The organism is Pseudomonas sp. FSL L8-0168 (genome assembly GCF_037976155.1).
GTDB lineage: Bacteria > Pseudomonadota > Gammaproteobacteria > Pseudomonadales > Pseudomonadaceae > Aquipseudomonas > Aquipseudomonas paracarnis.
Genome location: NZ_CP150262.1, coordinates 3,114,321 through 3,130,425, shown reverse-complemented (window position 1 = coordinate 3,130,425; position 16,105 = coordinate 3,114,321). Strand labels below are relative to the sequence as shown.

General features: G+C 60.0%; 18 protein-coding genes. 17 read left to right on the top strand and 1 reads right to left on the bottom strand.

Annotated elements, in window-relative coordinates; genetic code table 11:
* The first annotated feature begins 23 nt into the window (after positions 1–23).
* The 10 genes from MHH62_RS13985 to MHH62_RS13940 all read left to right on the top strand — a co-directional run bounded on the left by MHH62_RS13985 (position 24) and on the right by MHH62_RS13940 (position 5,161).
* Positions 24–740, top strand: a complete 717-nt coding sequence (locus MHH62_RS13985) for a hypothetical protein (protein WP_339231100.1) — start codon at positions 24–26, stop codon at positions 738–740.
* Positions 741–754: 14 nt separating this feature from the next.
* Complete coding sequence (locus MHH62_RS13980; RefSeq protein ID WP_339231097.1) at positions 755–1,771, top strand: hypothetical protein; 1,017 nt, start codon at positions 755–757, stop codon at positions 1,769–1,771.
* Between the two features lie 46 nt (positions 1,772–1,817).
* On the top strand, positions 1,818–2,018 hold the full coding sequence (locus tag MHH62_RS13975; protein ID WP_339231096.1) for a hypothetical protein: 201 nt from the start codon (positions 1,818–1,820) through the stop codon (positions 2,016–2,018).
* Positions 2,019–2,021: 3 nt separating this feature from the next.
* Positions 2,022–2,522, top strand: a complete 501-nt coding sequence (locus MHH62_RS13970) for a DnaT-like ssDNA-binding protein (RefSeq protein ID WP_339231094.1) — start codon at positions 2,022–2,024, stop codon at positions 2,520–2,522.
* Positions 2,523–2,536: 14 nt separating this feature from the next.
* Positions 2,537–2,899, top strand: a complete 363-nt coding sequence (locus MHH62_RS13965) for a hypothetical protein (protein ID WP_339231091.1) — start codon at positions 2,537–2,539, stop codon at positions 2,897–2,899.
* Complete coding sequence (locus tag MHH62_RS13960; RefSeq protein WP_339231089.1) at positions 2,896–3,318, top strand: HK97 gp10 family phage protein; 423 nt, start codon at positions 2,896–2,898, stop codon at positions 3,316–3,318. Before MHH62_RS13965 ends, MHH62_RS13960 begins: the two co-directional genes overlap by 4 nt.
* Entirely contained in the window at positions 3,315–3,731 is a 417-nt protein-coding gene (locus tag MHH62_RS13955) for a phage tail terminator-like protein (protein WP_339231087.1), read from the top strand. The genes MHH62_RS13960 and MHH62_RS13955 overlap by 4 nt, the downstream gene beginning before the upstream one ends.
* A gap of 72 nt (positions 3,732–3,803) precedes the next feature.
* A complete protein-coding gene (locus MHH62_RS13950) occupies positions 3,804–4,460 on the top strand; it encodes a phage tail protein (RefSeq protein ID WP_339231084.1) in 657 nt (218 codons plus the stop codon).
* A 3-nt stretch (positions 4,461–4,463) separates the two neighbouring features.
* Complete coding sequence (locus MHH62_RS13945; protein ID WP_339231081.1) at positions 4,464–4,847, top strand: phage tail assembly chaperone; 384 nt, start codon at positions 4,464–4,466, stop codon at positions 4,845–4,847.
* A 62-nt stretch (positions 4,848–4,909) separates the two neighbouring features.
* Positions 4,910–5,161 carry a DUF1799 domain-containing protein gene (locus MHH62_RS13940; protein WP_339231079.1) on the top strand — a complete coding sequence of 84 codons (252 nt, stop codon included), beginning with the start codon at positions 4,910–4,912 and terminating at the stop codon, positions 5,159–5,161.
* 167 nt (positions 5,162–5,328) lie between these two features.
* Here MHH62_RS13940 and MHH62_RS13935 read toward each other — a convergent pair whose 3' ends face one another.
* On the bottom strand, positions 5,329–5,595 hold the full coding sequence (locus MHH62_RS13935; protein WP_339231077.1) for a hypothetical protein: 267 nt from the start codon (positions 5,593–5,595) through the stop codon (positions 5,329–5,331).
* A 198-nt stretch (positions 5,596–5,793) separates the two neighbouring features.
* Here MHH62_RS13935 and MHH62_RS13930 point away from each other — a divergent pair, with 198 nt between their 5' ends.
* Genes MHH62_RS13930 through MHH62_RS13900 form a run of 7 tightly spaced genes read left to right on the top strand, consistent with a single transcriptional unit; the run spans position 5,794 to position 15,323 of the window.
* Positions 5,794–6,126: a hypothetical protein gene (locus tag MHH62_RS13930; RefSeq protein WP_339231075.1), complete on the top strand. Its 333-nt coding sequence runs from the start codon at positions 5,794–5,796 to the stop codon at positions 6,124–6,126.
* Positions 6,127–6,183: 57 nt separating this feature from the next.
* Positions 6,184–9,099 (top strand): phage tail tape measure protein, encoded by a 2,916-nt coding sequence (locus MHH62_RS13925; RefSeq protein WP_339231072.1) that lies wholly within the window; start codon positions 6,184–6,186, stop codon positions 9,097–9,099.
* Positions 9,100–9,101: 2 nt separating this feature from the next.
* A complete protein-coding gene (locus MHH62_RS13920; protein WP_339231069.1) occupies positions 9,102–9,440 on the top strand; it encodes a phage tail protein in 339 nt (112 codons plus the stop codon).
* 10 nt (positions 9,441–9,450) lie between these two features.
* Complete coding sequence (locus tag MHH62_RS13915; RefSeq protein ID WP_339231066.1) at positions 9,451–10,200, top strand: phage minor tail protein L; 750 nt, start codon at positions 9,451–9,453, stop codon at positions 10,198–10,200.
* Positions 10,201–10,203: 3 nt separating this feature from the next.
* Positions 10,204–10,959 (top strand): C40 family peptidase, encoded by a 756-nt coding sequence (locus MHH62_RS13910; protein ID WP_339231063.1) that lies wholly within the window; start codon positions 10,204–10,206, stop codon positions 10,957–10,959.
* A complete protein-coding gene (locus MHH62_RS13905; protein ID WP_057712031.1) occupies positions 10,956–11,537 on the top strand; it encodes a tail assembly protein in 582 nt (193 codons plus the stop codon). Before MHH62_RS13910 ends, MHH62_RS13905 begins: the two co-directional genes overlap by 4 nt.
* A gap of 57 nt (positions 11,538–11,594) precedes the next feature.
* On the top strand, positions 11,595–15,323 hold the full coding sequence (locus tag MHH62_RS13900) for a phage tail protein (protein ID WP_339231059.1): 3,729 nt from the start codon (positions 11,595–11,597) through the stop codon (positions 15,321–15,323).
* Positions 15,324–16,105: the final 782 nt, after the last annotated feature.

The following is a 16,105-nucleotide window of genomic DNA, read 5'->3' as shown; positions in this document are numbered from 1 at the left end:
CAAACCAGTCCCAGGGGGACAGCATGAAATACCTGATCGACAAAGCAGCATATGACGCGCTGGAGCCATCCTTGCAAGTGTTTTACAAGGCCCAGGGCGAAGACTACGTATTGGCGGTAGAAGGTTTGCCCGCGCCCGAGGACACCGCCGGCCTGAAAGCCAAAGTGGAAGAACTGCTGCGGGAGAAGAAGGACGAAAAGACCCGGCGCGAACAGGCTGAGCAGTCGGCCAGGCTGGCAGCTGAAGAAGCAGCCCGCAAGAACGGCGACACCGAAGCGCTCGACCGTAGCTGGAGCGAGAAGCACAACGCTGCCCTGGCCGAGAAGGAAGGCACTCTGAGCGCGCTGCAGGCCCAGGTGCATGCGTTGACAGTAGGTGCAACCGCTGCACGCGTTGCCGGCGAACTGGCCGTGCAGGGCTCCGCAGCCGTGCTTCAACAGATCATTGAGCCGCGCCTCTCTATGGAGTTGCGCGAAGGCAAACCCACCGTCGTGGTGCTGGACGCTGAGCGCCGGCCTACCGCTCTGACGGTGGAAGAGTTCAAGACGCAGCTGTTCAACGATGCCGCCCTGGCGCCGTTGATCGCTTCAAGCAGGGCTTCTGGCGGCGGGGCTGCCGGTGGCAAAGGCGGCGGGGCCGCAAAACCATGGAACCAATTAACCGGTATGGAGCGCGTAGAGCTTCGCCGAACCAACCCCGCCGAGCACGCGCGCCTGAAGGCAGCGGCTGAGGCTCAGTAAAAGGATCTATCGCAATGCCAACCATTCTTTCCGATGTCATCTTCCGCGACGAACTGCGGGACTACATCACCGTCAACAGCGTCGAGCGCACTGCGTTCTTCGAGTCGGGAATCCTGACCACCAACAGCGACATGAGCACGCTGCTGGCCAGCCCATCCAACACCTTCACCATTCCATGGTGGGTTGACCTGGACGCGTCCATCGAGTCGAACTACTCGAACGACGTGTACACCGATATCGCGGTACCGCTGTCCGTGCATACCGCCAGCATGCAGGCGCGCGCTGCGTACCTCAACGAAGGCTGGAACTGCATGAATCTGGTGAAGAACATCACCAAGCAGGATCCGCTGGAGTTTGTTGCTGGTCGCTTGCTCAGCTACTGGCGCAAAGTGGCTCAGCGTCGTGCGATCGCCACCACCATCGGTATCTACAACGACAACGTGGCTGCCAACGACGGCGACATGGTCGTGGATGCTGGCGGCACCATTAGCGCAGCGGCAATCATCCGTGCCAAGGCGACCATGGGTGACTACAGCGGTCAGCTGGGCGGCCTGAGCGTCATCGCGATGCACTCCGCCGTTCAAACTGAGCTGCAGATCCTCAACCTGATCGATTTCACCCCGATCGCTGACCAGATTCCAGAATTCGGTCGCTTCCAGGGTATGCGCGTCGTTGTTGATGACAGCATGCCGGTGATCGCTGGCACGCCGAACAAATACCTGTCTGTGATCTTTGGCCCGGGCGCCCTCGGTTTCGCCGAGCAGCAGCCAGAAGGCGAAGACGGCCTGGAATACGAGCGTGCGCCGGATCGCGGCAACGGCGGCGGCACGGAGACCTTGTGGACTCGCCGCAACTTCGTTGTGCACCCACTTGGCTACTCGTTCCTGAGTGCGACCATCACCGGCACTCCGACCACCAGTCGCCCGATCTCGGCGAACTGGGCCGATCTGGCGCTGGCCACCAACTGGGAGCGCAAATTCGACCGCAAGCAGGTTCCGCTGGCTTTCATCACTTCCACCGTAGCAGCCTAATCAATAGCCGGCCCTGCGGGGCTGGCAACATTGAAGGAGAGTCATCATGGCAGTAGAAAAAGACAAGCACATCGATCCCAACGTCAAGGCGCGCTGGGGGTTTGGCGGTACCGCTGATAACATTACTGTCGGTCCTGAATCGGTCGGTGAAACAGGTGGCGTCGACAGTGTGCGCACCGAATCTGATGAGCCAGCCGCTCGCAAAAACGGCGGCGGCGCTGACAAGAAATCCACCACCAAGGAATAACCCATGCTCATCATCGAGGACGGCACCGGCAAGCCGGACGCAGACAGCTACTCGACCGCAGCGGAACTGGTCAGCTATGCCGCAAGGTACGGTGTGACCATTCCAGCGGAGCCGGTAGCACAGGAAGCGCTGCTGCGCCGGGCCGCCTTGGCGATGGATGGCATGAACTGGAAAGGATGCCGGGCCAACCATGACCAGGCTCTAGCCTGGCCTCGCCGCGGCGTAAACATCGACGGTGAGAACAAGCCGTCAGATTACATTCCTGCACGTATCCAGTACGGGCAGATGGCCCTCGCGGGTGAGATCCACATTGACGACATCGACCCGATCGATAAGCGCAAAGGCGCCGTGACGCTCGAACGTGTCGAGGGTGCGGTGACTCGCGAATATGCCTCCATCAGCAACACCAGCGGCCGATTGCTGCCGGCAGCGCCTGACCGGCCGAGCCGCACACAATTCGCTGACTACCTTCAAAAGCGCGGGCTGTTCGCCATCCGCGCATAACAGCCGGAGCCACCATGGCCTTCTACGACGAAATGGCCGCGTTGGCTCTCGAATTGATCGCTGAGTTCGGCCAACCAGTAACGTTACGGGACATCCAGGCCGCCGAGTACGACCCCGATAACCCGGCCGGCGGTGATGTGATCATCGAGCAAACCGCCCAAGGCATCCTGCTCGACTTCACTGGCCTCGAATTCCAGAACGACACCCTGATCGTGCGCGGCGACAAGAAGCTAAAGGTCGCGGCGCTGGGCATGGCATGGAAGCCAAAGCCGCTGATAAAGGCTGACGTGCAGGGAAAGACGTGGACGGTGATCAACTTCAAGGAGATCAACCCGGCCGGCACGCCGATCCTGTATGAGTTGCAGGTGCGCTCATGAAAAAGTACGCAGGTCAGCAGGGCAGCTTCGGATTACAACTGGCCGAGTTTGCAGAACAGGCCAAGGAAGCGGTGGACGCCAGCCTTCGCGAGATCATCATCGAGGTCGGCAACTCGCTGATTCGGATGTCGCCGGTCGACACCGGCCGGTTCCGTGGCAACTGGCAGATGTCGATTGATGCTCCGCCGGCGGGTGCGCTCAGCACGCTTGATCCTACCGGGGCTGAAGCCACGGCGCGCATCGCAGGCGAGTCGATCCTGTTCCGGGCTGGGACCACGGCCTTCATCGTGAACAACCTGCCTTACGCCATCCCGCTCGAGTACGGCCACTCCGATCAGGCGCCGGGCGGCATGGTGCGCATCACCCAGGCGCGCTTTCAGCAGATCGTCGAAGAAGCCATCAGGAATAACCAGGTATGAGCCATAACATCATAGCGGCCGCTTTCGAGTCGCGCCTGTTGGCCTGGGCCAGGGCTCGAGCCAAGCCACTGAAGGTGGTGGTGGAGAACGAGACCTATACCCCGGCTTCCGGTGAGACGTACCTGCGGTCCTTCACTCTGCCGGCGGTAACCACCAGCAACACGCTCGGCGGCGACCACCACCTGTACGTAGGCGTGTTCCAGGTGAACATCGTTGCACCCTCCGGCAAGTACCGGACAGAGGCCAGCGGCATCGTGGATGAACTGGCCGCGCTGTTCCCGGTGAACCTGCGCATCCCGCGCGCCGGTCTGATCGCCATCGTGCTGACGCCAGTTGGCCCAGGCCCAGGCATTCCTGAAGGCTCCACCTACACCGTGCCGGCCTCGTTCCAATACCGAGCCGACACCAACTGAATTCGCCCGCTGGGCAAACCCAGAACCCGCCACTGAGCGGGTTTTGTCATTTCTGCAAAGAGGAAAATACACATGGGCTTTCGACTCCCCAACGGCGCGACCCTGCAAATCGCTTCGACCTACGGCCCGGCTATCCCGGTAACCGCGCTGAGCAACGCAAATCCAGCGGTAGCGAGCGCAGCGGCCCACGGCCTGACTGATGGCGACATCATCGCTGTGACCTCGGGCTGGACCCGCCTGAATGACCGCGCTGCACGCGTGGCCAACAGCCTGACCGGCACTTTCGCCCTGGAGAACATCAACACCACCAATCTCCAGCCATACCCGGCCGGCTCTGGCCTGGGTTCGGTACGCGAAGTAACCGGTTTCGTTGAGATATCGCAGATCACCGACGTGGCAACCACGGGCGGCGACCAGCAGTTCCTGACCTTCGGCTTCTTGGCTGACGATGACGACCGCCAGATCCCGACCACCAAGAACCCGATCAGCATGTCGTTCACCGTAGCGGATGACCCGGCCCTGCCGTACGTGCCGGTGGTTGAGGGCGCCGACGAGGATAAAGTGACCCGTGTACTGCGCCTGAACCTACCGAACGGCGACAGCATCCTCTACAACGCCTACGTGACCATCACGTCGACCCCGGCCCTGTCCCGCAACAACCTGATGACCCGCGTCATCACTCTGTCGCTGGCTGGCCGCCCAACCCGCTACTCCGCAGTGGCGGTGTAACCGATGGCCAAGATCAAGATCGCACCAAACCCAACGTTCAAGGCCAAGGTGCAGATCCCCCGCGTGGGCGGTGAAGCAGTGGCCGTGGACTTCGAGTTCAAGTACTTGGACCGCATTGCGCTCTCGGCGCTCTTCGACCGCTGGAACACCGCGCGCGACGCGCACGCAACCAAGGTGCAAGACGAAGGCATGTCCTGGCAGGACGCCACGGCCTCCGAGATCGCGCTGCAGGTGAATCAGCTCAAGGACATCGTCAGCGGCTGGGGCTTCGACGAGAAGCTGTCCGACGAGTCCATGACTGCACTGGTAACCACCTGCGTAGGTGCGCCCAAGGCAGTGCTTGAGGCGTATCAGGCAGCCTACCAGCCGGCCCGCCTGGGAAACTGACCGGCGTCGCCCGCATCCTGTACGAGCAGGGGCCCTCAGAGGCTGACCTGGCGGCCTTCGGCATGACCAAGGCCGACATCCCCGATGAAGAGTTCGAGGTCTGGCCAGATAACTGGCCGGCCTTCCTACTGTTCGAGGCGATGTCCACGCAGTGGCGTGTGGGTATGGGCGGCGCCGTGGGCCTGGACTACAACGCCATCAAGCCGGTGGCCAGCATGATAGGCCTCAAGCGCGCAGAGCTGACGCAGGCTTTCCCTGACCTGCGGATGATGGAGGCAGAGGCACTGCTGGTGATGAGCGAGAGCAGGACGTAGACAACCAACATAACGCGGCATAGCCGCAGGAGGAATTATGGACGCCAAAGAACAAATCGAGAAAATCATCCTTTCGGACACTTTAATCCGATCCGTTAATTGGCATGCTGGCGTAAGCGGTTGGGAGCTTACGCCAGATGGCTCATTCCGTATCTACGGGCAACCGATCAAGCAAGGCCATTCTGCTTGAGCCAATCAATCACTTGAGACTGGTCGTTCACCAGAAAGCGGAGAGGGCGCTCATACGCTTCTTTCGCACTGCTGCCTTGCAGAGCTGAAGGAGCATCGTGGATAAACTTTTCGGCCAAAGCTGTCAATGCCTCGTTATTGAAATTCGGCGAAGACTTCAGAGCCATGGCAATGGCATTCATCGCCATGAAAAGCCCAAGCTCAGTTGGCGTCATTGCAACTTCGATATCTGATTCGCTGCTCAATTTGACCTCCAGGTCATAAACGCGCCGATATTGGCGCTGTCCCAGTCCTTGGGCTTGCAGGCGTAGGACTGGGGAATCCTTGCGTGTGGCAGGAGGCTACTACTGGCCGATGGTCGGGCGTTACTGGGGATTCGTACAGGCGGCTTTGGTGCTTCCCGTGGATGGTGGTAGATTGCCGCTATCTACAGGGAGCTGATTATGAAGCGTTTGGTGGTGATGGGGATGTTCGGATTGCTTCTGTCCGGGTGCGGCAATAGCGATATAAATGGCGCCAGGGAAGAGGTGAAACGCAACTTAAACGACTCGGCATCAGCTGAGTTCAGAGGGGAGAAGGTTTATCGCCTTCCCGACAATACGGTCGTATGTGGCGAAGTAAACGCCAAGAATAGCTATGGTGGATATGCAGGGTTCTCGAAGTACGTGGTCGAGGGGGTGGGAACCAGGCCGGTGGCCAAGTTCGGGGAAGCCATGCAAACGGACATAAGCATTACCTGCCAGTTTGCGGAAACGAATTCGAAGTTGAATAAATAGATCAATTGAACCCAATAGCCCGCTACTAAGCGGGTTTTTTTACGCCCGGAGAAAAGTATGACGTCGATTGCAGAACTCGGCATTAAGGTCGATTCGACGGATGCTGCGCAGGCGAGTTCTGAGCTCGACAAGCTCACGGCGGCAGGTGCAAGGGCAGAGAAAGCGGCTGATGGCGTAGCGCGCGGCGCTGACAAGGCGACTGCTTCGATGAAGAAGCAGAAGGATGAGCTATCAGACCTGCTGGGCGAGATTGACCCAACAGTAAAGGCCCTGGGCCGTCTCGACGACCTTGAAACGAAACTGGCCAAGCAAAAAAAGCTTGGCGCGCTGGATGCCTCAACGTTCAGCGAGTACCAGGGCAAGATCGACCAGTCGCGGGCTAACCTGGGCAGATTCGACGACAGCCTTACTCGCACTGGAAACACGGCAAAGCAGACAGCTGCAGCGCTGCGAGGCGTTCCTGCTCAGTTCACTGACATTGCCGTCTCTCTCCAGGGTGGACAGGCTCCGCTGACGGTTCTGTTACAGCAGGGCGGCCAGCTGAAAGATATGTTCGGCGGGATTGCGCCGGCGGCGAAGGCGTTGGGCGGTTACGTTCTAGGGCTGGTAAACCCATTTACGCTGGCGGCTGCAGCGGTTGCCGCTTTGGGGCTAGCCTATTACAAGGGTAGTGAAGAGGCCGACGCCTACAATGAGGCGCTGATCCTCAGCGGCAATGTGGCTGGTACGAGTGCAAGTCAGCTCAGCGATATGGCGCGGCAGGTCAGCGCAACAGTGGGGACGACTGGCGCTGCAGCTGAGGTGCTGGCCAAGCTCGCCGGTAACGGAAAGATCGCCAGCGAAAGTTTCGGGCAGATCACCGAAGCCGCCCTGCAGATGGAGAAGGCTACAGGTCGGGCTATTGATGAGACGATCGCAGAGTTCGCGAAAATTGCGAAAGATCCTGTCGCCGCTGCAAAAGAACTCAATGATCAATATCACTTTCTAACAGCGTCGGTTTACTCGCAGATCGTTGCCCTTAAAGAGCAGGGCGACACAGTGGGTGCGGCTAAATTACTGACGGATACATACGCCAGTACGATTGAAACTCGCACCGGAGAGATTACGCAGAACCTGGGAATCATAGAGCGCGGCTGGAATGCGGTAAGGGACGCAGCAAAAGGCGCTCTGGACGCCACGAAGGAGATCGGACGTACTCAAACCCTGGAGCAGCAAGCCGAAGTAATACGCCAAAGGCTGAAAACTGGGCAGGGCCGTGGCGGCCGCGCTGCTGCCATGGGGATCGAGACGCGCGATACTGCGAAAGACACCAAGGATTTGGCGTTTCTTGACCTCCAGATAGAAGCAGAGAAGACGCGCACCAAATACCTTGGCGACCGGCAGAAGATCCAGGACAAGGGCATCGAGGCCGAGCAGGAGCTTGAGCGCATTCGTGTTGCGTCCTACAGCAACAAGCAGAAGCGCGACAAGGAAGAGGAAGCGTACCTGCGCAAGATCGCTGCTCTGCGCGAGGCGAATCCAAACAGCCCACTGCTCGGCCAGAAGAACATTGATCGCGACCTGAAAAACATCCGCGACAAGTACAAGGACCCGAAGGGGGCGACAGGCTCGGTCGACCTGACAACGTTCAACGACTCGAAAAACCAGCTCAATGCGGTGCTCAGCTACTACAAGAGCGCCGACAAGGAGCTGGAAGCCGCGCAGAAGGCCGGGATCATCTCCCAGGAGAGTTACACGGCTCAGCGCGTTGCATTGCTGCAGCAGCAGGCGTCCGAGGTCAAATCCTCGTATGAGGCCGAGATCGCGGCGCTTGAGGGTGCCAAGGGCAAGGCCGGCACGTCGGCTGCCCAGCGCATCCAGTTGGATCAGAAGATCGCCGACGTCCGGGCGAACATGGTCAAGGCTCAGCAGGAATCGGATAGCGAGCTTTCGGTAATTGCGACCAATGAGCAGGGAAGGCTCAAGAAGCAGGAGCTGGCCATCAAGTCGTACACCGATGCGCTGGATCAGCAGAACGCTGCACTGCAGCGCGCCGGCAGCCGGGCGGCTCAAGGTGTCGGCCAGAGCGACCGTCAGAACGCCATAAACGGCGACCTGAATGGTATTTCGGACCGAGCCAATCAGCAGCGCCTGGACCTGGCCCGCGATAAGGCTGACGCATCCCGCAATATGAGCGCCGAGGAATACCAGGCCAAGCTTGAGGCGATCAATCGCAGCGAACGCGACCTGACGCAGACCACGCTCAGCAATTACGAGCAGATGTCCGTGGCCCAGAGCGATTGGCGTAATGGAGCCACTTCGGCGTTCAGCAACTACCTTGACTCGGCCCGTGATGTGGCCGGGCAAACCCGCAGCCTGTTCACCAACGCCTTCAGCTCTATGGAGGATGCGGTGGCCAGCTTCGCGACCAATGGCAAGTTCTCGTTCTCTGACTTCGCCAAGTCGATCATCGCCGACATGGCGCGTATCGCAACTCGGCAGGCGGCCTCCGGATTGCTTTCGAGCCTTGCTGGTAGCGCGCTTGGCGCGTACTTCGGTGGCGGTGCGGCGGCGGGTGCGGGTGCTGGCAGTTTCGGCTCCAGCATCGGCAGCGCTCTGGTAGAGGGCAGGGCGTCAGGTGGGCCTGTCGATCCGAACACGCTCTATGAGGTAAACGAAAAGGGGCCCGAGCTGTTCAATCAGGGTGGCCGGTCGTACCTCATGACGGGTGCTCAGGGTGGCAGCGTCACGCCTTTGATGACGGGTGGTGGATCTATTGCGGCGGCCTCTGGTGCCGGTGGCGGCGGAAACACCTACAACTTCCCCGTGTCGGTTTCCGTGCAAACAGGAGGTGACGGAGGCAATGCGACTCAGGAAGACACCTCGCAGGCCGGAAGGAATATCCAGCAGGTCACCAAGACCGAAGCCGAGGCTGCCATCGCACGCGGTGTTCAGCCTGGTGGGGCTATCTGGCGAGCTATCAACGGGAGGTAACCATGGCGATTGAAACATTCACCTGGCCCACCCAGAACGGGGAGGCGCCCGATATCACGTATCGGGTGCGCACCTCACAGTTCGGGGACGGCTACAAGCAAGAGGTCGGTGACGGGATCAACAATAAAGTCGATGCCTACCCGATCACCCACACGGGCAACACGGCCACGGCCTTGGCCATGATGGCGTTCTTCGACCGCCATAAGGGCGCCAAGGCCTTCTTGTGGACCACGCCACTGGGCCAGCTTGGCCTGTTCACCTGCAAGAACCCAACCCCTACGCCCATGGGCGGGGGCGTATTCAAAGTGACGGCGACGTTCGAGCGCGCCTTCCACCCGTAAAGGTCAATCCATGTCGCTGATCAACGCTATCCAGACTCTTGAGCCTGGCAACGAAGTCATTCTGTTCGAACTGGACGGCAGCGATTACGGCGCCGATGTTCTGCGCTTTCATGGCCACGCTATACCGCACACACCTGCAGAACTGATTGCCGCCGGCGGCAACGCTGACCAGCTGCCGGCCAAGTCGATCTGGTGGAAGGGTGAAGAGTATGGCGCCTGGCCCATGCAGTACGAGGGCAGCGAGGCGAATGGCGACGGCACCGCGGTACGGCCCAAGCTGTCGGTCGGCAACGTCAACGGGCGAATCACCGCCCTCTGCCTGGCCTTCGAGGATCTGCTCGAGTTCAAGCTGACCATTCGCAATACGCTGGCCGAGTTTCTCGACGCCGTGAACTTCGAAGGCGGCAACGCCACGGCCGATCCCACACAGGAATCGATCGAGGTGTGGTATGTCGACCAGAAGACCAACGAGGACGGCGAAACAGTCAGCTGGGACTTGGCCAGCCCGGGCGACGTCGGCGGCGAAACCATCGGCCGGCAGATGACCACTCTGTGCCACTGGTGCCTCACGGGGGGGTACAGAGGACCCAATTGCGGATACACCGGGCCCTACGTAACGAAGGATGGTGTGGTTACCGATGATCCTGAATTGGACGTATGCGACGCCACCCTGGGCAAGGGCTGCATCCCGCGTTTTGGCGAGGGCAACCCCTACCCGTTCGGGGGATTTCCCGCAGTGTCACTCATTGCCCGGAGCTGAATAATGCGCAAACACATCATTGCGGCCATCCAGGCTCATGCGGCGGCCGAATATCCGAAGGAGTGTTGTGGGCTTTTGTTGGTCGTGGGCCGGGCCCAGAAGTACTTCCCGTGCCGGAACATCGCCACGGAGCCGAACGAAGAGTTTCGGCTTGATCCAGAGGACTACGCCGCGGCGGAAGACCAGGGCCAGGTGATAGGAATCGTCCATTCTCACCCGGACGCCACCAGCCGCCCGTCATCCCGCGACCTGGCGATGTGCGAGGCCACGGCCTTGCCTTGGCACATTCTGTCCTGGCCCGAGGGCGACCTGCGCACGATCACGCCGACCGGCAGCACGCCGCTGCTCAAGCGCCCGTTCGTACATGGCGCCTGGGACTGCTGGCAGGTCTGCGCTGATTGGTACCAGCGCGAGTGGGGCCTTGAGTTCGAGGCCTTCCAGCGCGCTGATGGCTGGTGGGAGAGTGAAGACAGCGCCAGCTTGTACGAGGCGAATTACGCCGCAGCCGGATTCGAGCAAGTCGACAGCCCGCAGCGCGGCGATATGATCGTGATGGAGGTCGGTCGCACGGCCCACCCAAACCACGCAGGGATCTACCTGGGGACTGACCCGACGCTGCCTGGCGAAGAAGCCGGCATTTTCGGACCTGGCCCGTTTGTCCTGCACCACATGTATGGACGGCCGTCCGAGGTGTTCATCTACGGTGGCCCGTGGCTCCAGCGCACCCGCTTAATTCTTCGACACAAGGAGGCTAGATGAGCGCCATCGTTTATTCGCCGATGACCACTATCAAGTTGTCCGGCTCGCTGGCCCAGAAGTTCGGCAGGCTGCACCGCCGCCAGGTTGGCTCGGGCGACACGTGGGAGGTGTTCAGGGCGCTGAAGGCCACCATTGACGGGTTCGAAGCAGAGATTCGGCGACTTGACCGGCTCGGCCTGCGCTTCGCCATCTTCCGCAACCGGAAGAACGCCGGGCAGGATCAATTCGGCATGGGTGGCACCAAGGAAGTTCGGATTGTGCCGGTGGTAGAAGGCGCAAAGCGCGCCGGCCTACTCCAAACAATCATCGGTGTTGTACTGATCGCAGCGTCTTATTTTACCGGAGGCGCGACCCTCAGTACCGGCATCGCGTTACTCGCCGGCGGTGTGATTCAGATGCTTAGTCCCCAGGCGGCAGGCCTCAAACAGAGCGCTTCGCCTGAAAACATGCCCAGCTACGCATTCGGCAGCGCCAAGAACACCACGGCCAGCGGTAACCCCGTCCCTATCTGCATCGGCGAGCGCCGGTGGGGCGGGGCGATCATCTCGGCATCGGTCTACGCCGAAGACAAGACATAGCCACGACGCATCGAGCAGGCCGCCCAAGAGGCGGTTTTTTATTGCCTGGAGGAAAGCATGGGCGCAGCACAGAAGCTGGATATTCACGGTGCCAAAGGTGGCGAGAGCAAGCCAAAGGCCCCTGTAGAGGCGCCCGACAGCCTGCGGTCCACCAACGTGGCAAAGATTCTGATTGCCGTGGGAGAGGGCGAGTTCGACGGTACGCCGACTGCGCGCGACATCTTCCTCGACAACACGCCGATTCAGGATGCCAGCGGCAATTTCAACTTCACCAACGTGAAGTGGGACTGGCGGCCGGGTTCCGTCGAGCAGAGCTACATTCCGGGTATTCCGTCTGTCGACAATGAGACCTCACTGAACATCGAGCTGCGCAGCGGCACGCCTTGGGTTCAGTCGCTGACCAACCTTCAGCTCTCGGCCGCGCGTATCCGCCTGGCCACGCCGCGCCTCGCGAGCCAGGACGCTGAAGGCAATATCAACGGCTACCGTATTGAATATGCGGTCGATGTGGCAACCGACGGCGGGGCATATCAGCAGGTTCTGGTGGGCGCTATGGACGGAAAGACCACCACCCGCTACGAGCGGTCTCTGCGAATAGACCTGCCACCGGCTACCAGCGGCTGGCTGATCCGCGTTCGCCGCCTCACGCCAAACTCGCAGAACACCGACAAAGTCGCGGACAGCCTCTTCATCGCCGGCTACACCCAGGTGATCGACGCAAAGCTGCGCTACCCAAACACCGCGCTGCTATTCGTAGAGTTCGACGCCGAGCAGTTCACCAACATCCCGGCCGTCACCGTGAAGTGCAAGGCCCGCCGCTGGCAGGTGCCGAGCAACTATGACCCTGTGTCCCGCAGCTACACCGGCGCATGGGACGGCACCATGAAGGAGGCCTGGACCAACAACCCGGCCTGGATCACCTACGGGATCTGCACCCAGGACCGTTTCGGCCTGGGCCGCCGCATTAAGCCGTGGATGGTGGACAAGTGGGAGCTGTACCGCATCGCGCAGTACTGCGACCAGATGGTGCCCAATGGTGCTGATGGCGTTGAGCCGCGCTTCCTGTGCGATATGAACCTGCAGGGCAAGGCAGATGCCTGGTCACTGCTCCGGGACATCGCCGGCATCTACCGCGGCATGACGTACTGGGCCCAGGGCCAACTGGTCATGCAGGCTGATATGCCTCGGGCGCAAGACATCGACTACGTCTTCACCCGGTCCAACGTCATCGACGGGAAAATCTCCTACGGCAGCGCATCGGCGAAGACCCGCTTCACTCGCTGCCTGGTCAGCTATGACAACCCGCTGAACAACTACGACACCGACGTCACGGTCTATTCAGACCTGCCGCTACAGCGCCGCCTGGGCGACAAGCCGACTGAGATCAGTGCCATCGGTTGCACCCGGGCATCTGAAGCCCAGCGCCGGGCAAAATGGCTAGTCCTGAGCAACAACCAGGACCGTACAATCAGCTTCAGGACCGGCATGGAAGGCCGTATCCCGCTGCCCGGCTTCATCATCCCCGTCGCCGACTCGCTGCTGGCGGGCCGGGAGATCGGCGGGCGCATTGCAGCGGCGGCCGGGAAGGTCATCACATTGGACCGCGACACGCTTGCCAAGGCAGGCGACCGGCTAGTGATCAACCTTCCGGGCGGGCGGGCAGAAGGGCGCACCGTGGAAAGCGTGAGCGGTCGCAATGTAACCGTGACCGTGGACTACAGCGAGGCGCCTGCTGCACAGCTCCAGTGGGCGATCGACGCTGACGACCTGGCAATCCCTCTATATAGGGTTATGAGGACTGCCCGGACGCCAGAGGGTGATTACGACATCAGCGCTTTGCAGTACGAGCCAAGCAAGTTCCCCAGCATTGATACCGGCGCACGCCTGGAAGAACGCCCAATCAGCGTGATTCCGATCACTGTGGTTCCGGCACCGGCGAGCGTCACGATCACATCGAACATTTCCATCGACCAGGGCCTGGCCATCAGCACCATGAACATTTCGTGGCCAGCTGTTGCTGGCGCCGTTGCCTACGACGTGGAGTGGCGCAAGGACAGCGGCAACTGGATCAAGGTGCAGCGCACAGGCTCGACGAGCGTGGACGTCACCGGTATTTACTCGGGCGCCTACCTGGCTCGGGTTCGCGCAGTGAGCGCCTTCGAAATCTCGTCGATCTGGAAAAACTCCAGCCTGACCAACCTGGAAGGCAAGACCGGCCTGCCGCCAGCGGTGTCGTTCCTGACCACCACCAGCGAACTGTTCGGGATCAGCATCAAGTGGGGTTTCCCTGCTGGCGCCGAGGATACCCAGCGGACCGAGGTTTGGTATGGCCCGGCGAATAACCTGGATGCCGCGACCAAGCTGGCAGATCTGGCATACCCGCAGGCTGACTACCGGATGCAGTCCTTGCTGGCTGGCGCAACGCTGTTCTTCTGGGCGCGCCTGGTGGACCGTACCGGCAACATCGGTCCGTTCTATCCAGTAGTGAATGGGGTGATGGGCCAGGCCAGCTCGGATGCTGGGCCGATCCTTGAGCAGATCAAAGGGCAAATCGACGAGACGTCCCTGGGGCAGCTGCTCAACGAACGCATCAACCTTATCGACGGCAATGGCCCTGGCTCGGTCAATGGGCGCATCGAAGCGGCCAAGGATGAGCTTGAAGGGCTGATTGACCAGATCGTCGACGCGCTGGAGTACGACGCTGCGAAGGCATACGCGCTTAACGATATCGTTCGCATGGGGCAGCACCTGTATCAGGCAAATGGTCCGGTACCGGCGAACAACCCACCACCGAACGCTACCTACTGGACCGACATCGGCACGGTAACGCAGACGGTGAATGCCCTGGTAACGCAGGTTCAGCAGAACTCGGCGACGATAAATCAGCACGGCCAGGACATCACCGCCCAGGCGCAACAGCTCAATGCGGTGAAGGTCACGGTCAACGATCCGGTAACCGGCGTGAACGCCACGGCCAGCGGGTTAAGCACCCTTAAGGCCACGGTAACCACGCTCGACGGCAAGGTCACCACCACGGCGCAGCGGGTTGACGGCATCTACTTGCAGGTCAATCCACCGCTTCAGGGTGATGACACGGCGCTGATCGGCTCGGACGAAAGCTATGTTGGTGTCTGGTCTGTTCAGTCAGCCCTGATCGAGGGTGACCTGGTGCAGGGACAGCGAACCGACACAGTGGAAGTGAAGGTGGCCAACAACGCCGCCGCCGTCGCAGCCGAGCAAACCGCCCGTATCAATGGCTATGGCGCGCTGTCGTCCAGCATCGAAACGGTTAAGAACACGGTCAACGGCAACACTGCCGCCATCCAGACAAACGCTACCGCGATCCAGGCCGTGGACGGCAAGGTGACACTGAACTGGTCGGTGCGTTTGCAGTACGAATCCTCCACCGGTACCTACAAGTATGCCGGCATCGGTCTCGGGCTTGAGAATGGCCCAGGCGGCCTTCAGAGCCAGTTCATCATTAGCGCCGATTTATTCGCTATTGAGCAGGCCGGCTCAGTTCCTTTCGCCGTGAAGGGTGGGCAGGCGTTTCTCAAGTCGGCGTTCATTGAGGACGGCACGATCACCAACGCCAAGATCGGTAACTACATCCAGTCGAACAACTATGACCCAGGCAAGACAGGCTGGAAGCTGTTCTTCGACGGGACTTTTGAGATCAACGGTGCATTCGGAGGTGACGCCCGGCAAGTTATCAATAATCGCGGCGGGAAAGTGTTTGATGAAAACAACGTCAAACGATTCCAGTGGGGGGATTTATCAGCATGAGCTACGGGATAAGGGTATGGGGGGCGACTGGTGCATTAGAGCTTGATGAAACCTCGTTTACAGTGAGGATCATACACTCGTCACTAATCACAAGATCGCCTCCTAATAACTCAGGACCAAGGAACACGTTTATAGCGTTGCCTGGAGTAGAGCCGAGCACCCACTCGGCTATATGTATTCCAGCAGGCGCATATCCAAAAGACCCTAACGCCCAGGACTCCTATGCGGTTCAATTTGATACCCAGGTCGTTTCAGGCGGTGTTTATGTCTGGTTTGCCAATCGGTCCCACCCTACTGCGACTATGGCGTTAGGAACTCAAAGATTGTTGGTTATGAGGTACAGGTGAATGGCATACGGCATGGAGTTCAAAAATGGGGCTGATGTAGTTACATTGGATTCTGAATATTCGAGGCTTTCCATTTTACAAAAGGGTAGATACTCAGGCGGGGCTACGTTTTCTCCTGCTATCACTACTCAGGAGCCCCCTTTAGTTTTCGTTCGTCCGGATGCTACAAGCACATTCAGCTACGTAACTATTCTTGGAACACCTGGCAACTGGACAGGATTTTCTTTTCTCGTAGACGGTGCTGGAAGCTTTTTCGTGGCCGCTTTTCAAGCCCGAGCGGTCGCGTCATATGGGTTCAGGGTGTGGGGGCCATCTGCCAATCTGTTAATTGATAGCGGTACTCCCTGCGCCCAATTCACCAGGACGATAACCGATTGGACCTACCTTGGATCTTCATCCACTGGACAGGGGACAACTAAGTCGAGCTGGACTGCC